The following is a 20,503-nucleotide window of genomic DNA, read 5'->3' on the forward strand; positions in this document are numbered from 1 at the left end:
GGTTTGCCTGACACACCGTGGCGAAAGACCGGTGATGATGCCCATAAATCAACCAAAGAAGATGTCAAAGGGTGAGTAGCTGCCCTTGCAGATACCCTCTGCCCAGGCTTTGTAGCGACCACCCGTGAAGACCCGGACGTTTTCCGCCACCCGGTCCCACTCAAAGCTGTTGGCTGTCTCGATAAACTTCTTGCCCTTTGGAATGGAAACCTTGAAGCGAATGGCCAGGTCAGCCGGCTCGGAGTTGACCGCAATACCGTGGTGTGCCAAAGGCACCAGCGGATGGTTGAGAACTTTCCGTTTGCCGCCTTCAATAGGGACACTAAAGCCCGGCAACTCAACGAACAGCTTGACTTCAATCCCCTGTACGCTGGCGTTGAAGTTCCCCTGCAGGCGGGCCACCCGCCCACCCTGATTGACCGGTTTGCCCAAGCCATCAATAGGGAACAATTCGAGCCAGCGGCTGATTGAATCCACAATCCCTGTGCCGCCGCCGGCAAAGCGGAAGTCAATGCGTGATTTTTCGCCGCCTTCGACTTCCGAGAAGTAATACACGTCAATGTTGTCGAGGCTCTGCCCGGTCTGTTCCAGTGCGTTCCACAGCGGCCCAATCAGCCACACATCCTTGATGTAGTCGCCAAAGTTGGGCGAGTTGCGGAAGGCGTCCTGCATCTCCAGCCAGGTATCAATGACCTCCTCGCTGTCGAGCGGCACGCGCACGGACAGATCGTGAAAAAGATTGCCGCACAGCAGGCGCTGTTTCCGTGCGATGATGTTGTCGTCTATGGCTTTCGACCGCCAGTACCGCAGACAATCCACAACGCCTTCAAACTCAAAGCGGTGTGAGAACTTGCCGACTGTAATCTTGCCGTCACCGGCCGCCACCCGGCGCGTCGGTGATTCGTTGGCAATGTCGGATTCTCCTTCCACCCGGCCCAGAATGCCATCCACGATGGATTGCCCAAAGAAGGTGAGCCGGACAACATCATCCTCAATCTTTTTGGCCTCAAGCTTCAGCTCGCCGTCAATCGGCAACAGCGGCGAAGCCGATGGTACATTGGAAATTCGGGCCTCGGCCCGCAGCGTTCCCCAACCTGTGGCATCCAAGTCGAGGTCGTAGTTTGAAGTGGTGAGTTTGCTTGCCATACAGCGGTCTCCTGCGGGAGGAACTCAAAGAAGGAAATCTCGGCTGACAACCGACATCAGCCCTCGGCCCCGGTTCTGCGACACGGGGCGGAGTATCAACACTGGCAGGGGACGCAAGGGGCGGAAGCCTTGTTTTCGGACGTGGCTTCCATCCGTCCGGGTCCGCAGTCGCCGTCAGGTGTTACCGTCAGGTGGTGCCTTCGGGCGGCTGCGGACGGCTCCGGGGTTGAGGCTTCACGGCTTTTCAAGCCGCCTGGGGAGGCTTACTTCCAGTGTACTTCACAGGATTGAACCAATCCGCGACAATTCGTTGCGTTGACGCCAGTACGGCTCATCCACCATCTCGATGTGCAGGTAGTCCTCCATGTACTGCGTCCGTGACACCCCACCTTCCGTAAAGACGACGGCATCGGTCGGGCAGGTGCCGGCCACAAAGCACAGCGAACAACTGATGCACCGGGTTTGGTCAATCCAGTAGGTTTCGCCACCGTCGAGGACCGCCTCAACATCCCGTGGCAGGATGGCATTCACCTTGGGCGGACATTCATCCGTGCAGAAGCCGCACCCGATGCACAACTCCTCGATGATGGTGTAAATCTGCCGCTCGCGCTTCTTTTTCGGCGCCGCTGTCTTCGGACGCGACAAGCGACTTGGCGGCCCTGGAATGGGCGGCGGGGCCGCTTTGGCTGCGGCTTTGGCCGGAGCTTTGGCCGCGGCCTTGGCGGCGGCCTTGGCGGGTGCCTTGGCCGGTGTTTCCGCCGGCGCGCCGTTGGTCGTTTCTGCTTTCTCCTCTGCTGCCATGGTGACTTTGCCTTTCACACCGCGAAAATGACGGAGACTTTTTTCAAGTTCCGTGTTGAAAAAATGTCCACAACCGTCACCAGCGGCAATGTGAACTTTGTTACATGCTTCGGCACAGGGCCGGGAAAGAGCCGGCGGATGACAGACAGACGGCCATCCGCCGGTTTCGGCTGCCTACCGGTTCTGGAAGAAACCATCGGCAAAGTAGAGGAACACCAGCACAAAGGTTCCGGTGTAGAAGAACACCGTACCCCACAGCTTGGCAGTGGCCAGGTTTGAGACCGGGAAACGCACTTCCTGGAGGGTCTTGATGCCCAACCGTTTGCCCATCAGGCGCACCCAGCGGCTCTGGATGTCACCTCCCTCAGCCCGCGAGCCGCGATCCTTGAACCAGAGCGCGAAGCTCACGAACCAGATGAGGTGCCCGAGCAGCAGCATGGCCGTCAGGTGATTGTCGGTCCAAATCCAGGTTGTTTCGTTCCACATGTAGAGGAACACCCCGCCCGTGTGACTGATGTTGTGCGTGAGGTAGTACGCTTCATTTCCACGGGCCATCATCGTCGCAATCCAGCCACCATCCAGATACCAGGCAATGGCCGAGAGCGGCTTGATGGAGAACAGGATGCAGAACCACAACTGGTCCTGAATCGAAACACCGCACGTACCGCCCTTGACCGGCCCGATGCACGGGAAGTCCGGCGACTGTTTCCGCCACTCAAAGTCGCGGTACCACGGGCTTTGATAGTTGTGGAAGGCAATGCGCAGCAGCGGAATGAACCCGAACAACCAGCCGCCAATCATCAGCCAGAAGAAGATGGCGTCGTTGATCTCACCATCGCGGTGCTGATCGCGCAGGTTGGAATAAAGCACGGCCGGCGTGCTGGCCAACCGCTCGTTCCACTCAAGCATGTTGGCATGCGCTTTTTCGAGTTCCGGGCGGAACTTGTCCAACTCGGCCTGGGCTTTCTGCTTCGCCTCTTCCGTCTGGGCATCGTCAATCTGGTTGAGCAGGCTTACGGCCTTGAGATGCGCGGCCAGATAGGCTTCATCAGCCTTGCGGGTCGCTTCAAAGGTCTTCTGGTTCTGGAGATACCAGATGCCCTTGTCCACCCAGAACAGGGGGTTGACCTTGCGCAGGAAATGCGTCCAGCTTCCCCACTGCACGGCATACAGTTTCGGCTGCCCCCATTCCGGCTTGTAGTTGATTTCCTCAATGGTCGTGAAACTGTAGGTTGGAGAGGACCCGATGCCGAGTTCTTCATTGAGAATGCGGTCGCCGACCTGCAGGTTACGTGCCTTGACCAGCTTGGCGGTTCCGTCCGGGTTCTTCACCCAGTCTCCACCGGCCGTGGGGTCCCACGGATTCTTCGGACGAAACACCCGGTAGCCGATATTGCCGGCTTCGCCATCCATCTGAATGGCCCGGAAGGAGCGGAACTGATAGATACCAAAGTTGAGATCGAGTTCCGCGCCGGTGTTCCAGCAGATCATGCCGTAGCCAAAGACCACGGTGACGAAGCTGACAAACATGGTCGTCCCGACGATCTTCGTCTGGAGGTCGGGATTCTGGAACCAGGTGATGAACTTCGAGCGCGCCTGCTTGTACGCGCCGGAAATGTTCAGCCCATGCAGGTACTGCCCGCCGTGGAAGACGCCCGCCGCCACATAGAGCAACCCGACCTGCACGTGGTTGAACGTGATCATGTTGTGAATCATCCGACCGGGATTGACGATCTTCTTCCCGTAGATGATCACGTTCATGTCATTGAGCATCAGGTACGACGGGTGATTGCGCAGCGCCAGGAAGCCGACGATGGCCAGGGCAAAACTCACGTACCCGATGGCCGTCAGGTGCACGTGGAAGACGGCCTTGGTGTCTTCCAGGTGCGTAATGTTGATACTGCGCGGCGGCCGATACCACCAGTACGCCCCAAGGGCCACGAACAGTACCCCCCAGACGAAACACATCGTGGTTTCGCCGTTGATGGTGTTCATCGGGTGCATGACCTGGTTGAGGTAGGGGTCAAACCAGCCATAAGGAAACGGTGCCTGTTCGAGGGGCATCAGCCCATTGGGCGTCATCACCTGAGCCGGCTGCAGCGGGACTGGCGGCTTGTCCAGCACAAACCACAGCACAAAGCCCCAGATGAAAAACAACAACCCGATGTAAATCGTGTGTGGACTCAGGGCGTCGGCGTAGGTGCGCCGCAGAATCGGCCAGGGCGTATTGGCAAAGCTCCCCCACGGCAGCCCGACCTTGTACCACGGCCCTTCGGGCGTGAACCACTTGATCTGGCACAGTCCCTTGAGTCCGGGGACGTAGGGCAGGAGCCAGAAAATTTCGCCGATCGTGGCGCCCCCCCGCGCCCCGTAGTAGTGGGCAGCGCCGGCATAGACGAGCCAGAGTCCCAGGCCAATGTGGAAGCACCCCCAGCCAAAGAGCCGGAAATCGGTCATCGTCAGAGGATACTGTCCAAAAAACGGGAGCTTACTGGTGCTGAACTCACCAATGAGCGGCAGCCACACCCTCTGAATCTGTTCTGTGTCGTACGGGTCGTAAATCCCCAGTGAAATGAGACGTGGACGCAGCGTGAGATTCACATACCCGTCGTTCCACATCGTCATACTGGCGAAAAAGTACGTCCCAATCAGACATGCCAGCCCACCAATCAACATCATGTGCGCACCGAAAATGCGCTCCGGTGGCATCGGTAGTTCCAGCTTCTGGTACCACCGCTTCACCCCGTTGGCGTAGGACGAAAAGCTAGCCATAAGCAACTCCCTACTACAGAGGACTTTCTCACCAACCACAGCCGCCACGTGGAAGCCACCTGGACGAGGCGTGGTGTCGTCAGCAACTTGACTTACGGGGACGCCGAAGCGGGGACGGAAACAATCCAGGACGGCGCGAGCGCGCCTCATTACAGGCCTTCTGCCGTCGCCCGTTCATCATGGAATCAGTGCGTAGAAAGTATCGGTGGCAACCGGCAGCGCTACCTGAACGTGATGGTTTCAACCTACTTTGACGGTCAATCGAGATCAAACATTACTTCAGTGTCAGGCTTTGCCCGGCGCTTCAGAACCAGTTGACGGTCGCCCCAGGGACACGTGCATTGGTCATAACCCGGCGTCCGTGTTAGGTTTCCAGAGCTATGCGTGACCGGCAACCGATTGGCATTCTCAGTTTTCAAGGTGACTTTGCAGCCCATGCCGAGGCGCTTCGGCGGGCTGGCGCAACACCGCGTTTCGTGCGGCACATGGCCGACCTGACCGACCTGGCCGGACTTATCCTGCCAGGTGGAGAAAGCACGACCATGCTGCGCTTTCTCCAGGCGGAGCCGTGGTTTGCAGCCATACGGGAGTTTGCGGCGGCGGGGCGGCCGCTGCTGGGCACCTGCGCCGGGGCCATTCTGCTGGCGCGCGTCGTCACACAGCCGGCCCAACCCTCACTTGGCCTTGTGGACATGACCGTACGGCGCAACGGCTACGGGCGGCAGGTGGATAGCTTTACCGCGACGCTGACCATCCCGCGCCTGGGCCCTGACCCGCTCGAACTCGTCTTCATTCGCGCGCCCATCATTGAGTCCGTTGGCCCCAGTGTCGAGGTACTGGCCACCTGGGGCGGTCATCCGGTGTGGGTTCGGCAGGGACAGATTTTCGCGGCCACCTTTCACCCGGAAATGACGGACGACACCCGCATCCATCAGTTCGTCTTTGGCTTGAACCGGCCCTGAGCGCCTGCACGGGCACTTGAACGAAAAAAATAAATGGCACGCGGTAGCCGCGTGCCATGGTCAGGTGGTGCCGAAGGGGGGACTCGAACCCCCACGGTTGCCCATACGCCCCTCAAACGTACGTGTCTACCAATTCCACCACTTCGGCATAATCTGCTTTGTCACTATACGTCCAAGCCGGGGTTGAAATCCAGAAAACCTGGCAATCCTTACTGGTTCTTCTTTGGCGTTTCCGGCTGGCTGCCGGCCTTTTGTCCGCCTTCTGATTCGGACTGGGACTGGGCTGGCTTGGCGTCTTTATTTTCCTTGTCGTTTCCCTTGTTTTCCTCTTTGGGCTTATCCTCACCTGCTTTAGGCGTATCCGCAGCCGGAGCCGCCCCGGCTGGGGTCTCCGTCACGGTGGCATCTTTCTTTTCTTCCGGCTTCGTCTCCTCTTTCGGCTTCTCTGACTTGGGCGGTGGCGGGGTATCCTTGATGCCCGAAGCCGCCGAACGTGGCAAAAGAATTCCTGGAATGGAAAAGGTGAACGCCAGCGCCATGAACAACCCGCCCAGAACAAACGTCACCCGTTCCAGGGGCTTTTGTGCGCCGCGCGGGCCGAAGGCAGTCTGGCTGCCGCCACCAAACAGAGCGATGTCACCCTTGCCGGGTTGAAGAAGTATCACACCAATAAGCAACAGGCAGACAAGGACAAAGAGCGCGTACAGCGCGTAAACGTACCAAGGCATGTCTAAAACTTCACTACTCCACGACTCGACATCAACGCTTTTTCAATCCAGCATAGTACGCAACCACCTACGCCGAAGCCACCTGCGACCGCTGTATGAGTTGGGCAAAACCGTTCGGCGAGAGGCTCGCCCCGCCCACCAGCGCTCCGTCCACATCGGGCAAGGACGTAAACGCCGCGATGTTGTCAGCCGTCACGCTCCCGCCGTACAGAATACGCAGTGCCTCTGCCGCTGGCGCGCCAAAGCACTCTTCCCAGGTGGCCCGCAGATGCCGGTGCATCACCTGCACCACTTCCGGCGTGGCGGCCCGGCCCGTGCCGATTGCCCATACCGGCTCATAAGCGAGCACTATACGGGGGGCTTCGTCCGGTGTCAACGTACCGGCAATGGCCCGGAGCTGCCGCTCAACGACGGACAGCGCCGTTCCGGCTTCCCGTTCCTCCAGTGTCTCGCCTATGCAGGCTACGGGCAGAAGTTGTGCATTGAGGGCACGTCGCACCTTGGCCGCCACGACGGTGTCGGTTTCGCCGTAGTAACGGCGCCGCTCGGAGTGCCCGACAATGACGCCATAACAACCGACTTCGCGGAGCATTTCGGCGGCCACTTCTCCAGTAAAGGCTCCGGTTGGACCTTCGGCAGCCACATTCTGGGCTAACACCCGCAGAGCGCTCCCCGCAGCCGCCGCCACCACGGAGGAGAGCGCCGTGAACACCGGGGCAATTCCAATCTCAATCCCCGTGACCTGGGCGATGTGGGGGAGAAAGGTAGTCACATAGGCGACGGCCTCCGCGACCGTCTTGTGCATTTTCCAGTTTCCGATGATGAGCGGGGTACGTAGAACCATATTTGGAAACTCACTGGCGACACATCATTGACGAGCCGCTGTGTTCGTGGGATGACTTTAGCGTGCGCTTCTCAAACGACCAAGCAAAACCGGATCGAGGGCAGGCACCAAGCAGAGTACCAGACAGTAACGGGTCGGGATGGAAGTCCGGCAACTTTTCACATGTTTCAACCGTAAGCGAAGCGCAGGGTGCCGGGAAGAAACGCCGACACCTGAACCTGAAACCTGAAAATGAGCGTTGCTTTGCAACGCTCAGGGTGGGTTGGGGTCACCCGGTTTCCATTGCGGAGACTGCCCACCTGCCACGGGATGACCACCACGACTTGGGGAGAAACCACGATGATTCGCTACACCTTCTGGCTGCTGACCACGACCCTGTGGATCATTGCCCTGGCCGATGCGCTGCGCAGTGGTGGCACACTTGGCCGCAAAATTGTTTCCGTCGCCCTTATTGTCGCCTTTCCGGTCGTTGGCCCGCTGGTGTATCTGTTCGCTCTCCGGGACTGGGTTCAGGGCCGCACCTGATGGAACGCAGGTGGCACACCGGCACTGACCGGCGCCCCTCCAGCACCAGGCTCAAGCAGTCCCCAACTCAAGCGCGGCAACGGCAGTCCCGGCACCGGCTGATGGGCTGTCGGGTTGTGTGCGATGTCTCCGTCGTGGGGCCCGGACCGGCTCTGAAACCATAGAACTGTTGACCAGAAAGCAGCTTGCCCGACACAAGGTTTTGGCTATAATCGGTGATTGCTTCGGCTTCTCGAAATCATCCACAGCAGTTCAAGATGAGGTCAGGTGCGATGATACGTTGCCCGCAGTGCGGTACGGACAATCTTGATGGCTCTGAGTACTGCGACGAGTGCGGCTACCAACTTTCCGCCATGCGTGGTGCGCCAACATCCGGTGCGCTGCTCCAGGGCGGTACTCCATCTGCCCCCCCTCCGCCACCCGCCGCAGTCCCTCCACGGAGCCAGGTTTCTTATGGAGTGGTATCCCCGGCCGGTGCCAGACCGACCCCGCCTGGTTTATCTCCGGCTGATTTTTCGCCGCCACCGCCGAATGTCCCTTCAATTGCCATAGCGCCACAGTCCCATTCGGCTTCTCCGGCTACCTCATCAGCAGCCGATGTCTTTGCAGTGCCACCGCCGCCAGTTCCACCACCGATACCTTCCCCAGCAGTGGCGTCGTCCCCGCCGGCCACACCACCGCCGGTCATGCAGGGACATCCTGTGGGGTCGGCTGTTCCGACAGCCGCTTCCCAACCCACTCCATCACCCAAAATGCATTCGCCTGGCTCACCGCCAGCGACACCATCGGCTTCACCACCAGCATCGTCTTCTGTGCCACGCGCCAAACTGGTTATCCAGCGGGGTGGAACGGTTGGCAAAGAGTTTCTGCTGACGGAAACCGAGTCCAATATCGGGCGCTGGGATGCGGATGGGGGCATTTTTCCTGACGTTGATCTTGACCAGGATGACCCGGAAGCCAAAGTTTCGCGGCGCCATGCGCGCATCCTATGCCAGGACGGGCAGTATTTGCTTGAAGACCTGGGCAGCACGAATGGAACCTTTGTGAATCGCGGACGACGCCTTTTGCCCGGTAACCGGCACCCCCTCAACGACGGTGACGAAATCATCGTCGGCAAGACTTTTTTGAAGTTTCACTACATTCGCTGATCCCCTGTTGCACCCGGCCGTGGCAGGGGACGGCGTGATTTGCCTGCTCTCAGCGTTGCCAACTCCATGGTGAACCAAAAACAACTTGCGCCGGAGACCATCCTCGAAGGACGTTATCGCATTGTCAAACGCATTGGCGGTGGCGGTATGGGCAGCGTCTATCTGGCCTATGACCAAAAATTTGGGCCTGCCAATGACAAGACGCGCCGCGCCGTGAAGGAAATGTACGACCTGTTCACGGACCCTGCCCAGCGTCAGAAAGCCATCGAGGATTTCCAGCGCGAGGGGCAACTCCTTGCCAGCCTGGAACACCCCTCCATTCCCACCGTCTATGATTACTTTGTCAACGACGGCAAATACTACCTGGTGATGAAGTATGTGCCGGGGGATGACCTGGCCAAAAAGCTCAAAAGCAGTGAACTGGGCTACATTGATGAACGGACTGTGACCGAGTGGGCCATCCAGGTCTGTGATGTCCTCGATTACATTCACAATCAGAACCCACCCGTCATTTACCGCGATCTCAAGCCAGCCAACCTCATGCTTGATGAGACCCGGACTCCCCCGCGTGTCATGCTGATTGACTTTGGCATCGCCCGTTTTGTGGCGCCCACCCAGAAAGGGGTCACCGCCATTGGGACGATGGGGTATGCTCCACCCGAACTGTTTTCCGGGCAGGTTGAGCCACGTTCAGACCTCTACTCCCTTGGAGCGACGATGTTTCACCTGCTGACGGGAGCTGACCCACAGGACAATCCGCTCCTGATTTTTGACTTCAGCAAAAATCCCCGTCCCCGCGCCATCAACCCCAAACTGACCACAGGCATCGAGGCGATTGTCATGCAGGCTGTCGCCCACAGGCCGCAGGACCGTCCAGCTTCGGCGGCTGAAATGAAGCGCATGCTGGAAGAGCATCTGCGCCACCTTGACAGCCCGCCGATGCCCAGTCTTGAGCCTATCTTCTGCATTGCCTGTGGGGGCAGCCTTGCCCCGGATGATGCCTTCTGCCCCCACTGTGGCGCACCACAACCACAGGCTCAGGGAGCCAGCGGACGTAAGGCAGCCTCCAACCGCCAGGTTGCCTGCTTACAGGTGCTCGATGCACACGGGAACCCCAAGGCCGCCTACGAACTCAGTAAAAGTACGATGCTGCTGGGGCGCACCGACCCCCATACCGGTAACTTCCCGGAAATCGATCTGACCCCACACGACGCGGAAACCAAGGTTTCCCGGCGGCATGCCCGGTTGTTTCAGGAAGGCGGACGGTTTTTCATTGAAGACCTGTCGAGTGTCAATGGTACGTTCCTGAACGGTAATGTGCGGCTGATCCCCAAAACTCCACACCCTCTGCAAAACGGTGATGAACTCAAGCTGGGTGAAACGCGCGTACGCTTCACGATTCAATGAATGAGACCCCGCCCGGTGACGGCTCGCCGGGTAGCCCTGGCTAGGTTGCATGACGTCACGCAAGCTCCCTCCGGCGATTCATGTCCGTCCACCATCGGGAGCGTCCTTTGAAGTCCCGCTCAGAAGCGTCCGGCTAACGATTGGGCGGTCGTCACGCAATGACCTCTGTCTGAACGACCCCTTTGTTTCACGCCTTCATGCCGAAATCCGGCGCGATGGCGAGTTCTTTGTGCTCTACGACAGCGGCAGTGCCAACGGCACCTATCACAATGGACAACGTATTGAGTCGAGTGCGGCACTCCAGTTCGGCGATGTCATTCGCATTGGCGAAACTGAGTTGCATGTGGCCGATAGCACAACCACAGCTTCCGGCTCTTACAAAACCCCACTGGCTTTTCGCTTCACTGAAGGCGGACAGACGGCACCGACCGAACGACTCAGCACTCACGCCATCAGGGATGTGCCGCCCTCATCTGAGTGGCAGGCTGTGACGGCTACCTCATGCCTGCCTCCTCCGGCCACTCAACGGCTGGCGACACCCAACTGGTTGCCCATCTTCAGCAAGGTCGTGGAAACCCTTGCCGTGGATCAGTCTCTGGAGGAAACCCTGGATACCATCCTGGGACTGGCATTCGAGGCCATTGCTCCAGAGCGCGCCTACCTCCTGCTCCGGGATGAGCACGGGCAGCTTCAGCTACAGGCCCACCGCACCACCCAACAAACAGCTCACTTGGAGGTGACACTTCCCTGGTCGATCCATGCCCATGTCCTGCAGGATGGAAAACCCATCCTGGTCAGCCAAGCGCTGCAGGGGGGACCGTATTACACCGACACCCCATCTGCCTCGCTTATCGCGGCACCATTGCTGGCCGGAGGCGAAGTGCTGGGCCTGCTGTACATGGACAACCCTTTCACTCCCACTCACTTTGACCAGAACCATCTCGACCTGCTGACCACGATTGCCCGCGTGGCCGCCATCAAAATCGAAAACACTCGGCTGCTTGAAGCACGCCTCGAAAAACGCCGCTTTGAAGAAGAACTCCAGGTCGCCAGCGAAATTCAGCTCAGCCTGCACCCGAGCCGCCCTCCGCAACTAGCCGGCTGGGACATTGCCGGCCTCAGCTTTCCCTGCCGTGAAATTGGCGGGGACTACTATGACTTCATTCCCCGTGGCAACGGCAAACTCATCCTTGCCGTTGGCGACGTGGCCGGCAAAGGCATGGGGGCAGCGCTGATGATGTCCAGCGTCCATGCGGCGCTCCGCGCCCAAGCCCAGACGGCGCGAACCCTGGCGGACATTGTTGCCGCAGTCAATGATTACCTGGTCGAAAATTCCCCCGAAAACAAGTTTCTCACTCTGTTTTGTGCAGAACTCGACCCGGTGACCGGCATCCTCCACTACACCAGTGCCGGGCACGATCCAGCGTTGCTGGTGCACGCGGATGGCACCTACACCGAACTCCCGGCCCAAGGCATTCCCATGGGGATTACTCCCAACGTCTCACCGGCAATTCACCAGGTCTGTCTCACGCCGGGTGATATCCTTGCCATCTACACTGATGGACTGACCGAAAGCATGAACGAAGAAGGCGACATTCTGGGACTCGAACGCCTTGTGCAGACAATTGTCAAAAACCGGGGCCTGAGTGCTTCGCGTCTGCGCGACCGCGTGGAGGAAGCCGTGAGCCGTTTTGTCGGACGCGCCCCTGCTGCTGATGACCTGACTTTGGTGTTACTCCGTCGGCTTCCTACCTGACGCTGTACCCACCAGCTCGCCGGCCCCTGAACTGGTTATGGACGATAGGCTGGCAGCGATTCTGTCCGAAAGAAGTTCTGAAGCAACTCGGCGCATTCGTCGGGGTATTCCAGGGTCGGTAAGTGACCGGCCTCGCGCACCGTGGCGGTCTGCCCCCGCTGGATGCAGTCAAACATGTCGCGGTGGTTTGCAGGTGACAGCACATCATCGAGTGCCCCCCGTACGAGGAGGATGGGAAGGGGAACCTGCCGCAGAGCATCCCAGAACCGGACGCGGATGATGACATCACGGACCGACTGCGCCAGACCATACGCCGCGCGAGGATCGGTTGTCGCAAAGTCTTCGTAAAGCTGGGTTCGGTACGGTTCGGGCACCCGCCGGTAGCGCCACAGCAACAGTTGGCGCACATACGGCAAGGTGGCGGCTTCCTGCAAAAGTACCTGCGCCTGAGTCCAGAGCAGGTCCGTTTCAGCCTCCCGGTCGCGTCCCGTCGGCGGCGGAAGACACTCCGTGCCGATCAGGGTCAGCGAAGAAAAGTTTTGCGGACGCTCACGGGCAGCAAGCAGGCTGACCACCGCCCCCGTCCCCTGTCCGACGACATGGGCATCCCACCCCTGGACATAGCGCAGTACGGCATGGAGGTCGGCTACAGCATCCTCGACCTCAAAGGTTGTGCCGAAAGCAGTGGCCAGCGAGCGCCCTGTGCCCCGTGGGTCGTAGAGCACGCAACGATATGACCGAGACAGGCGCTTGACCAATGGCCGCCACATCTGACACGTTGCGGCCCAGCCATTGACAAAAATAATCGGCAGGCCCCTGTCGCCAATGACCTGCACATACAGTCGGACACAATCCGTATCGAGAAAAGGCATCGTGGCTGTCGAGTTGGCATCCGCCGCCAGGTTGAGATGGCTCTCCCCCGGTTGGGGTGTTGTTCAGACAGGAACTACAGGTAATGTTGGAACGAAAATTCGAGATTCGCATCCCGGCATCAACGGCTAACCTGGGTCCGGGATTCGACACCATGGGACTCGCTCTGGGTCTCTACCTTCACGTCCGGGGACAAATCCGACCGGCTGGCCAGCCGTGGCGTCTTTCGGTGAGTGGGCCTTATACCGATGGCATTCCCCTCGACCCGGCGGACAATCTTATCTGCCGTGTTGCACGCCATACAGCCGCCAGCGCTTACGTCAATTTACCCCCGCTCGACCTGCACATCAGCAATGCCATTCCACTCGGCAGCGGTCTGGGGAGCAGCGCCGCCGCCATCATCGCCGGAGTGTCACTGGTGGAAGCCGTGACAGGGATGGAATTCGCACAACCGGAACTGCTGCGGCACGCTATGGTGTTTGAAAACTACACGGATAACCTCGCCCCGGCCCGCTACGGTGGATGGATTACCTCTTGCGGGCGCGCACACGGCACCCCCATTCTCTTTCATCGCACGTTCCCTGCCGACATCCATCTGATTATTGTTACGCCGGACTTTGCGCTTCCCACTGAGCAGATGCGGGCCATCCTGCCGGACGCCATCCCCCGCGCCGAAGCCATTTTCCAGATGCAGCACGTGATGATGTTTGTGGGGGCGCTGGAACATCACCGCTATGAGTTGCTGCGTGAAGCCATGCGCGATCACCTGCACCAGCCCTACCGTGCGCCATTTGTCCCCGGCCTGGCGGAAATTCTCGAACTCGAACAGGACGGACTCTGGGCGACGGCCCTGAGCGGAGCTGGGCCGTCAGCACTGGCACTGGCGTCACACAACCTTGAAGGCATTGCCGCTGCCATGCAGCAGTGTTTTGCTGCCCATGGCCATCAGTCAGTGGTCTATCACCCGCGGATTGACACAATCGGGCGCACCATTCGCTACCTGCACCCGGATGAAGACCTGTGTGCAACCCCTGCCGAAGCCCTTCACCCTGCCTGACCTATTGGCAGTGGGACAGGCAGCAGCCGACAGGAGCCAGGGCCCAGCGACTAGGGCAAACGTGCCAGAGCTTCCTGCGCCTGAGTGCGCCAAAAGGCATCCGTCTCTTTTTCGGTCAGCTTCAAAACGTTTTCGTAGCTCCGGCGAGCATCGGCATGGTTTCCTAAAGCCGCCTGGATATGTGCCATGTTCCACTGCACGCCAGTTTCCAGGGCACGGTCGGACAACTGGCGGAGGGCATTGAGGGCCTCGCGCTGTAGTTCAAGGGCCTTTTTCAGGTCGCCGGACTCGGCATACACCTTCCCCATCCAGGACAGCAGGGCAATCCGCAGGCGCTCTGACCGCGCCCCGCGCTGAACGGTGCGCCCCGTCTCAATGGCCTGCTGAGCTTCGGTGCGCCGGCCGAGCAACTCTGCACAGCGTTCCAGCCAGACGGCATTTTCAACGATCCCACGGGCCCCATCCTCCAGCTTTGTGTAGGCATCGAGTCCAAGGTCAAAAGCCTGGCAGGCCGTCTCCATATCCCCCAGCCGGAAAAATAACCGACCAGACAGTGTGACGAGCATGGCATCCAATTCCTGATCAACGAGGGAACGACTGCTCAGATTGGTGCGCGATGTGACTTGTCTGAAGAACTCCAGACCGGCCACCGCAGCGCGCCGGGCTGCCTCCGGGGATTTGCCCTCCAGTGCATCCAGGTAGGCAAGGCTGACTTCAGACAACAGGGCAGCCCGCTGATTGCCCGCGTTCTGTCCGAAATCACGGGCGCGCAGCCAGGCCTCCCGCGCCCGCCTGGTTTGCCCCAGATCGAGAAAGGCCGCACCGAGCATATACAGCGCTGTAGCCTCACGCCCGGCGTATTCAACCTCATCGAAAATGCGGGTGGCCCAGGCAAAGCGCACCAACGCCAGCCGTGAATCATCCGGGTTGGCCAGGAAGAAATACCCGATCCCTTCGCGGAAGAGGCGTTCGGCCTCGATGGCGCGGGACGCCGAGTTGAGTGTGGTGATGTTGGCCGGCACCGGGGGAAGTCCCGCCAGAAGCTGTCCGAGTTTGCCGGGCCCGGTCGCCACCGGCGTCAACCGACGGGAAATCACCAGCCGTCCCAGCTCTGACCAGGTCGCCTGAAGCTGATGGCGGGCCAGGACAACATCCAAAACCGTATTCCACGGCTCATCGTTGACGACCACCGTATCGGCGACCCGCTGCCACTGTTGTGCCTCTGGAAACTCGAAGCGGACACCAGCCTTGACCAGGATGCCCTGGATCACATCCGGGAGCGAACAGCTCTGACATTCAAAACTAATCCGTGCCCCCACATAGTCGGGGTCGCCATAGTGCAGCTTCGGCTTGGAAGCCGAGTTGGCATCCACCGGGGATTGCGCCGGGGAAAGTGTTGTCAGCAGGCAAAGCCAGAGACCAAGTAAGCGCAGATAAGCAATAGGTGAAACCATGGTTCTTTTTCTCGTGATGTCTTCTGTCATGTGTGTGATGACCACAAGAGGGCCCGTTCACGAGAAAAGATACATCAGAAAGGCAACGAGCAGGACCAGGAAGACCACGACTGCCGCCACCACCCAGCGCAGCCAGAGCTGACTGTCAGACGACGACTGCCCGTAGGTGGCCAGGCTGCTTCCGACCCAAGCTGTACTGGTTGTGGAGGGCAGGGTCTCCGAAGCTACACGCGGCGGGGCAGCCACTGGTGGCGGCACATTTGTAGGAGGGGCAGCCGTGGATGGTGGACGACGCTCAGCCGGACGCTGCCTGACGCTGGAAGCTGGTGGGACAGAAGTGTCCATCAGCGGCGGGGCGCCATTGGAAGGTGGGATGGAAGCATCCAGAATCTTTTCCACCAGCGGCGAAACCGGATCAAATGATGGGCTGAAGAGTCGCGCCACCCGTGCCAACTCTTCCGCAAACTCGCGGGCGCTGGCCGGGCGATCAGCTTTGGACTTCGCCAGGGCACGCATCACAAGGTCGTCCAAGGCTTTGGGAATTTCAGGATTGAGTTTGCGCAGGCTGGGCGGCGGTTCATTCGCGTGGAGCAGGGCCACTGCCACCGGCGTTACCGCCGTGAAGGGCACCTGCCCAGTCAGCATCTCGAACAATACGATGCCCAGTGAGTAAATATCCGAACGGGCATCCAGTTCCTGCCCGGTACACTGCTCCGGCGACAGGTAGTGCGGCGAACCGATAATCATCCCCTGACGGGTCAGCGGCGGGCCGCCCTTTGAAGTATCGGTCACAATCTTGGCAATGCCAAAATCAATAACTTTGGCGAAGTAGGACCCGTCCGGCTGGGGCGACAGAAAGATGTTTTCCGGTTTGATGTCGCGGTGGATGACGCCGCTGCGATGGGCGGCTTCGAGCGCCCCACACACCTGACGGGCAATGGCAATGGCCGTGGCATAGGGAAGCTTCTTTTGGCGTTCGAGGACTTTGCGCAGCGATTCGCCCTCAAACAACTCCATGACGATGTAGTTGATCTGGTCTTCCGTAACGCCAAAGTCCGTGACGGCAATGGCATTCGAGTGCCGGATACGGGCCATTGCCTGTGCCTCACGCTGGAAGCGCGCCACCGAAGTGGCATCGGACACCAGCGACGGATGCAGCACCTTAACGGCCAGTTGCGTATCCATCAGCAGGTGACGCGCACGATAGACCGATCCCATGCCCCCCTCACCAATCTTGGCCTCGATGTAGTACTTTCCATCGAGCGTCCGACCAATGAAAGCGTCCTGTTCTACGGTTTCCAAAGCGCCGCCATCAAACGGACAAAACCGCATCTGGTCGTGGAATTCCTTGCCACAGATGACGCAGCGCTTCATAACCGTTGTGCTTTGGAACAGGGAAGGGAGGAACAACGGACCGACCGTTGCAAAACAAATCAGCGATGTACAGGACGTACCAAATCTACAGAAGCCGTCTTTCGCTTGTCAAACAGACTCTCGGCGCACAACACTGCCCCGCCGGTCGGGGAGTGTCATGACCATCAACAATGTGGCAATGGATTCGTCAGGCGTGGGAGCGCAGTGAACAGGCGCTCGACGTACTCACCCAACTTCACCGGGACAATACGCTGGCGCGCCTGGCGGCCGGGGAAATCCGCGTGGATGAAACCCATCTGAACAAGGCACTGGCGACGACCCCTATGCGCGGTGTGCGGGAGGTCACACTCCAAACGCAAGAGGGCAGCTTTACCATCTCAGCTCGCAGCGAGCGGTTTTTTCTGGCCCGGGTGAGTGTCCCACTCCGTATCGAGCACATCACCTTCACACGCTATCGGCGGCGCATCTATCTCGTGCCGGCCGGCCCGGTCGCTGTCCATGGCACACGGCTCTGGCAGCGGGCTGCCGCCCATCTGCTGACCCTGCTGTTTCACCACGTGCTGGGCGAGGCGCATGCCCTGCGCGAAGCCGGTGACCCCTCGGCCGGGCTTCACTTCGACGGGCGTGGCCTGGAAGTCAACCTCAATCAGATTCCCGAAATGCGGGCAGCGCTCAATCTGGAATACACCCTGGCCGGACGGCGACTGCGCCCATTACACTTTGTTACCGTCAACTCAATTACCCCCGTTCCGGGGCATTTCATCGTCCGCACCTCGGTCAACTGGACAGAACTGGCCGAGGCGCTTCGGCGTCCGACAGTCTGAAGTTCAACATCCGCAGCCCACCAACCCCATGCTCATTGACACCATCACCAGCCGCAGCAACCCATTCGTCAAACGCTTCGTCGCCGCCCGCGAGGGACGGGATCGGCACGTCATCTTCATTGAAGGGGTGCGTCTGGTCGAGGAAGCCCTGCACAGTCACATCGTCTTTGAAGCCATCGCGTACAGCCCACGACTGTGCGACACCCCGCGCGGCGCACAACTGCTCGCCAACCTGCAATCGCAGCCCTGCCGGGGCGCCCTGCTGACCGAGGCGGTCATGGCGCATATCAGCGATGTGGAAACGCCACCGGGTATCGTGGCGCTGGGACGCCGCCCGGTGTCCACAATACCGGACATCACCAACTGCCCGGCGCCACTGTTCCTGCTGGCGGATGGTATCCAGTCCCCCGGCAACCTGGGGGCGCTGATTCGCACTGCCGAAGCCGCTGGTGCAACGGCAGCCTTGGTCACGGTCGGCACGGTGGACCCCTTCCAGCCCAAAGCTCTGCGGGCATCGGCCGGTTCGGCCTTCCGACTGCCCATCATCGCCGGCCCCAACGTGGCTGATGAACTGCGGAAACTTCATCGGCAGGGCATCTGCCTTGTCGCGGCTGACAGCCAGGGCGACACCCCCTACGAGGCTTTCGACTGGCGGCAGCCGGTGCTCATTTGGCTTGGTTCGGAAGGCCACGGTCTGCGCTCGCTGACCGACGAATGGCAAGCCCGGCTTGCTGCCCGCCTGATGATTCCCATGGAAGAACCGGTTGAATCCCTGAATGTTGCCGTGGCCGGCGCCTTGCTGCTCTATGAAGCCCGGCGACAGCGCCGACCATCAGCCGGGTCTCCGCCACCTGCCCCTCAGCAACCGCCGGCCGGGGGAGCGACCGATGCGCCGTAAGCTCATTGTCAATGCCGACGACTTCGGGATGTGCGTCGGTGTCAACACCGGGATTATCCGTGCTCACCAAGCTGGCATTGTGACGAGTACCACACTGATGGCCAACGGTCTGGCCTTTGATGACGCCGTGGCCCGCCTCCGCGATGCGCCCCGGCTGGGCGTCGGCATCCATCTTGTCCTCTTGGGCGGCCAACCGGTTGCTCCGCCATCTGACGTGCGTAGCCTGCTCGGCCCCGATGGCACCCTTCCCAACGATTTCGGGCTGTTTCTGCGCCGCCTCCTGCGCCGGGAACTCCGCCCGGCGGAAATCGAAATCGAGTTCCGCGCCCAGGTGGAAAAAGTCCTCGCCGCCGGGCTGCAACCCACGCATCTGGACAGCCACAAACACACGCATGCCCACCCACAGGTGCTGGACGCGATGCTCCGGGTCGCTGAAAGCTATGGCATCCAGTCTGTGCGGCGGCCGCATGAACGCCTGACCTTCGCTTCGCTGGCCGGGTTGCGGCCCGGTGAAATCCTGACCTTCATCCAACAGAAAGCCAGCGCGCTGGCCCTGGCCCGCTATGCGGCGGACTTCCGGGCGCGGCTGCGGACAGCCAGCGTCCGCACCCCGGATGCTTTCTTCGGCTTTGCCCACACCGGATTGCTCAATCCCGCCCTTATCTGCTATATCCTTCGCCTTTTGCCCGTCGGGACGAGTGAACTGATGTGCCACCCGTCTGAGATGGATGATACCCTGCGGCACTACCCGACCCGTCTCAAGGCATCGCGCGTCCGGGAACTGGCCGCCCTGACTGATGCCCGGGTGCGGGCTGAAATCACCCGGCAGAACATTCAGCTCGTGAGCTTTGCCCATCTCGATCACTGTAATGAACCGCGTACGACCGACCATGCTCGATGAAACCGACCAACTCCCGCCGCCGGAAATTTCGGTCGTCATCCCCATGCACAACGAAGAGGGCAGTGTCGAAAAGCTCTACGAACGCCTGTGCACCGTTCTGGAAGCCCACTACCCCTCGTTTGAAATCATCTTCGTGGACGATGCCAGCCGCGACCGGACGTACCAGCTTCTGGCCGACATTGCCGCCAGCGATTCCCGGGTGACAGTCATCAAACTCAAGCGCAACTTCGGGCAAACGCCGGCCCTGGCCGCCGGTTTCGATTACGCCCGGGGTGACATCATTGTGTCCATGGACGGCGACTTGCAACATGACCCCAGCGACTTGCCGGCCCTGGTGGAACCCATTTATGCCGGCTACGACCTGGCCAGCGGATGGCGGCATAAACGGATTGACAACCTCGTGCTGCGCCGTATCCCCTCGCGGGTGGCCAACTGGCTGATGGCCAAGCTGTCAGGCGTCGAGCTGCACGACTTCGGCACGACCTTCAAAGCCTACCGGCGCGACACCATCAAACGCATCCGGCTGTATGGCGAACTCCACCGGTTCATTCCGGCGCTGGCAAGCTGGAACGGCGCGCGCATCATTGAAGTCCCGATCAAGAACATCAACCGGGAAGATGGGCAATCCCACTACGGCCTCTCACGGACCTTCCGGGTGCTGTTTGACCTCGTTACCGTGCGGTTTCTGCTCAAGTACGTCACCCGCCCCCTGCACTTCTTTGGCATGCCGGGCCTGCTCAGCCTCTTTGTCGGGATGAGTATCTGGGCAGTACTGACGACCAGGAAGCTCTGGACAGGCGGCGACGTTTTCACAGTCCATGCCCCCTGGATGATGATGGGCACGCTGTTGATTCTGGCCGGTATCCAGCTTTTTTCGACGGGCCTGGTTGCCGAGCTGCTGGCACGTACCTATTTTGAGTCACAGGGGCAGCCGATTTACACCATTGAAAAGGTAGTGCACTATCCCTCGGCGCGTCCGCCGGCCTCGGCAACGCCGCTCCGCACCTAGCCTTCCCGCAGATATGGGCGCAACCGG

General features: G+C 60.1%; 18 protein-coding genes, 1 tRNA gene and 1 pseudogene. 11 read left to right on the plus strand and 9 right to left on the minus strand.

Features of this window, described 5'->3' with window-relative positions:
- Nucleotides 1-48: 48 nt before the first annotated feature.
- The 3 genes from J8C01_RS10805 to J8C01_RS10815 form a co-directional block, all read right to left on the minus strand.
- A complete protein-coding gene (locus J8C01_RS10805; protein WP_014100661.1) occupies nucleotides 49-1,146 on the minus strand; it encodes a bacteriochlorophyll A protein in 1,098 nt (365 codons plus the stop codon).
- 279 nt (nucleotides 1,147-1,425) lie between these two features.
- Nucleotides 1,426-1,947, minus strand: a complete 522-nt coding sequence (locus J8C01_RS10810; RefSeq protein WP_211431919.1) for an indolepyruvate ferredoxin oxidoreductase subunit alpha — start codon at nucleotides 1,945-1,947, stop codon at nucleotides 1,426-1,428.
- A gap of 174 nt (nucleotides 1,948-2,121) precedes the next feature.
- The gene (locus J8C01_RS10815) at nucleotides 2,122-4,719 is read right to left on the minus strand and encodes a hypothetical protein (RefSeq protein WP_014100663.1); all 2,598 of its coding nucleotides are present in this window, start codon (nucleotides 4,717-4,719) and stop codon (nucleotides 2,122-2,124) included.
- A 380-nt stretch (nucleotides 4,720-5,099) separates the two neighbouring features.
- Here J8C01_RS10815 and pdxT point away from each other — a divergent pair, with 380 nt between their 5' ends.
- Nucleotides 5,100-5,681: a pyridoxal 5'-phosphate synthase glutaminase subunit PdxT gene (gene pdxT / locus J8C01_RS10820; RefSeq protein WP_211431920.1), complete on the plus strand. Its 582-nt coding sequence runs from the start codon at nucleotides 5,100-5,102 to the stop codon at nucleotides 5,679-5,681.
- Nucleotides 5,682-5,746: 65 nt separating this feature from the next.
- Here pdxT and J8C01_RS10825 read toward each other — a convergent pair.
- From J8C01_RS10825 to tpiA, 3 genes are all read right to left on the minus strand, one after another.
- Nucleotides 5,747-5,829, minus strand: a tRNA-Leu gene (locus J8C01_RS10825).
- A 61-nt stretch (nucleotides 5,830-5,890) separates the two neighbouring features.
- Nucleotides 5,891-6,409: a preprotein translocase subunit SecG gene (gene secG, locus J8C01_RS15520; RefSeq protein ID WP_014100665.1), complete on the minus strand. Its 519-nt coding sequence runs from the start codon at nucleotides 6,407-6,409 to the stop codon at nucleotides 5,891-5,893.
- Nucleotides 6,410-6,476: 67 nt separating this feature from the next.
- Complete coding sequence (tpiA, locus tag J8C01_RS10835) at nucleotides 6,477-7,253, minus strand: triose-phosphate isomerase (RefSeq protein ID WP_014100666.1); 777 nt, start codon at nucleotides 7,251-7,253, stop codon at nucleotides 6,477-6,479.
- Nucleotides 7,254-7,562: 309 nt separating this feature from the next.
- On the opposite strand from tpiA, the gene J8C01_RS10840 reads away from it, so the two are divergent.
- The 5 genes and pseudogenes from J8C01_RS10840 (at nucleotide 7,563) to J8C01_RS10855 (ending at nucleotide 12,089) form a co-directional block, all read left to right on the plus strand.
- Complete coding sequence (locus tag J8C01_RS10840) at nucleotides 7,563-7,778, plus strand: PLDc N-terminal domain-containing protein (protein WP_211431921.1); 216 nt, start codon at nucleotides 7,563-7,565, stop codon at nucleotides 7,776-7,778.
- Between the two features lie 272 nt (nucleotides 7,779-8,050).
- Nucleotides 8,051-8,119, plus strand: a pseudogene (locus J8C01_RS15625) (zinc-ribbon domain-containing protein); the annotation flags it as partial.
- A 471-nt stretch (nucleotides 8,120-8,590) separates the two neighbouring features.
- Nucleotides 8,591-8,926 (plus strand): FHA domain-containing protein, encoded by a 336-nt coding sequence (locus J8C01_RS10845; protein ID WP_014100669.1) that lies wholly within the window; start codon nucleotides 8,591-8,593, stop codon nucleotides 8,924-8,926.
- 66 nt (nucleotides 8,927-8,992) lie between these two features.
- Nucleotides 8,993-10,333 (plus strand): FHA domain-containing serine/threonine-protein kinase, encoded by a 1,341-nt coding sequence (locus tag J8C01_RS10850; RefSeq protein WP_014100670.1) that lies wholly within the window; start codon nucleotides 8,993-8,995, stop codon nucleotides 10,331-10,333.
- A 49-nt stretch (nucleotides 10,334-10,382) separates the two neighbouring features.
- Complete coding sequence (locus J8C01_RS10855; RefSeq protein ID WP_211431922.1) at nucleotides 10,383-12,089, plus strand: SpoIIE family protein phosphatase; 1,707 nt, start codon at nucleotides 10,383-10,385, stop codon at nucleotides 12,087-12,089.
- Nucleotides 12,090-12,124: 35 nt separating this feature from the next.
- Here the strand turns inward: J8C01_RS10855 and J8C01_RS10860 are convergent, their stop codons facing one another.
- Complete coding sequence (locus tag J8C01_RS10860) at nucleotides 12,125-12,961, minus strand: alpha/beta fold hydrolase (RefSeq protein ID WP_014100672.1); 837 nt, start codon at nucleotides 12,959-12,961, stop codon at nucleotides 12,125-12,127.
- Nucleotides 12,962-13,044: 83 nt separating this feature from the next.
- Here J8C01_RS10860 and thrB point away from each other — a divergent pair, with 83 nt between their 5' ends.
- Nucleotides 13,045-14,016, plus strand: coding sequence for a homoserine kinase (thrB, locus tag J8C01_RS10865; protein ID WP_014100673.1), 972 nt, complete (start codon nucleotides 13,045-13,047; stop codon nucleotides 14,014-14,016).
- 50 nt (nucleotides 14,017-14,066) lie between these two features.
- On the opposite strand, the gene J8C01_RS10870 is transcribed toward thrB, so the two are convergent.
- Together J8C01_RS10870 and J8C01_RS10875 are read right to left on the minus strand one after the other, a co-directional pair.
- Entirely contained in the window at nucleotides 14,067-15,470 is a 1,404-nt protein-coding gene (locus tag J8C01_RS10870; protein WP_211431923.1) for a tetratricopeptide repeat protein, read from the minus strand.
- A 57-nt stretch (nucleotides 15,471-15,527) separates the two neighbouring features.
- Complete coding sequence (locus tag J8C01_RS10875; protein ID WP_211431924.1) at nucleotides 15,528-16,844, minus strand: protein kinase domain-containing protein; 1,317 nt, start codon at nucleotides 16,842-16,844, stop codon at nucleotides 15,528-15,530.
- 170 nt (nucleotides 16,845-17,014) lie between these two features.
- Between J8C01_RS10875 and J8C01_RS10880 the strand changes: the two genes are divergently transcribed.
- The 4 genes from J8C01_RS10880 to J8C01_RS10895 are packed head-to-tail and all read left to right on the plus strand — an operon-like array spanning nucleotide 17,015 to nucleotide 20,476.
- Nucleotides 17,015-17,668, plus strand: a complete 654-nt coding sequence (locus tag J8C01_RS10880) for a hypothetical protein (RefSeq protein ID WP_211431925.1) — start codon at nucleotides 17,015-17,017, stop codon at nucleotides 17,666-17,668.
- Between the two features lie 28 nt (nucleotides 17,669-17,696).
- A complete protein-coding gene (locus tag J8C01_RS10885; protein WP_211431926.1) occupies nucleotides 17,697-18,566 on the plus strand; it encodes a TrmH family RNA methyltransferase in 870 nt (289 codons plus the stop codon).
- Nucleotides 18,556-19,467, plus strand: a complete 912-nt coding sequence (locus J8C01_RS10890) for a ChbG/HpnK family deacetylase (protein ID WP_211431927.1) — start codon at nucleotides 18,556-18,558, stop codon at nucleotides 19,465-19,467. The genes J8C01_RS10885 and J8C01_RS10890 overlap by 11 nt, the downstream gene beginning before the upstream one ends.
- Nucleotides 19,436-20,476: a glycosyltransferase family 2 protein gene (locus J8C01_RS10895; protein ID WP_249355451.1), complete on the plus strand. Its 1,041-nt coding sequence runs from the start codon at nucleotides 19,436-19,438 to the stop codon at nucleotides 20,474-20,476. Before J8C01_RS10890 ends, J8C01_RS10895 begins: the two co-directional genes overlap by 32 nt.
- Nucleotides 20,477-20,503 lie beyond the last annotated feature (27 nt).

Source organism: Chloracidobacterium sp. D (genome assembly GCF_018304685.1).
Classification (GTDB): Bacteria; Acidobacteriota; Blastocatellia; order Chloracidobacteriales; family Chloracidobacteriaceae; genus Chloracidobacterium; species Chloracidobacterium thermophilum.

Bases quoted from the DNA above. Each gene is read 5' to 3' on its own strand.
- J8C01_RS10840 (WP_211431921.1), top strand. From the start codon at position 7,563: ATGACCACCACGACTTGGGGAGAAACCACGATGATTCGCTACACCTTC.
- thrB (WP_014100673.1), top strand. From the start codon at position 13,045: ATGTTGGAACGAAAATTCGAGATTCGCATCCCGGCATCAACGGCTAAC.
- J8C01_RS10805 (WP_014100661.1), bottom strand. From the start codon at position 1,146: ATGGCAAGCAAACTCACCACTTCAAACTACGACCTCGACTTGGATGCC.
- J8C01_RS10855 (WP_211431922.1), top strand. From the start codon at position 10,383: ATGACGTCACGCAAGCTCCCTCCGGCGATTCATGTCCGTCCACCATCG.
- secG (WP_014100665.1), bottom strand. From the start codon at position 6,409: ATGCCTTGGTACGTTTACGCGCTGTACGCGCTCTTTGTCCTTGTCTGC.
- J8C01_RS10890 (WP_211431927.1), top strand. From the start codon at position 18,556: ATGCGCCGTAAGCTCATTGTCAATGCCGACGACTTCGGGATGTGCGTC.
- J8C01_RS10875 (WP_211431924.1), bottom strand. From the start codon at position 16,844: ATGAAGCGCTGCGTCATCTGTGGCAAGGAATTCCACGACCAGATGCGG.
- J8C01_RS10850 (WP_014100670.1), top strand. From the start codon at position 8,993: ATGGTGAACCAAAAACAACTTGCGCCGGAGACCATCCTCGAAGGACGT.
- J8C01_RS10815 (WP_014100663.1), bottom strand. From the start codon at position 4,719: ATGGCTAGCTTTTCGTCCTACGCCAACGGGGTGAAGCGGTGGTACCAG.
- J8C01_RS10895 (WP_249355451.1), top strand. From the start codon at position 19,436: ATGAACCGCGTACGACCGACCATGCTCGATGAAACCGACCAACTCCCG.
- J8C01_RS10880 (WP_211431925.1), top strand. From the start codon at position 17,015: ATGTGGCAATGGATTCGTCAGGCGTGGGAGCGCAGTGAACAGGCGCTC.
- pdxT (WP_211431920.1), top strand. From the start codon at position 5,100: ATGCGTGACCGGCAACCGATTGGCATTCTCAGTTTTCAAGGTGACTTT.
- J8C01_RS10860 (WP_014100672.1), bottom strand. From the start codon at position 12,961: ATGCCTTTTCTCGATACGGATTGTGTCCGACTGTATGTGCAGGTCATT.
- J8C01_RS10885 (WP_211431926.1), top strand. From the start codon at position 17,697: ATGCTCATTGACACCATCACCAGCCGCAGCAACCCATTCGTCAAACGC.
- J8C01_RS10870 (WP_211431923.1), bottom strand. From the start codon at position 15,470: ATGGTTTCACCTATTGCTTATCTGCGCTTACTTGGTCTCTGGCTTTGC.
- tpiA (WP_014100666.1), bottom strand. From the start codon at position 7,253: ATGGTTCTACGTACCCCGCTCATCATCGGAAACTGGAAAATGCACAAG.
- J8C01_RS10810 (WP_211431919.1), bottom strand. From the start codon at position 1,947: ATGGCAGCAGAGGAGAAAGCAGAAACGACCAACGGCGCGCCGGCGGAA.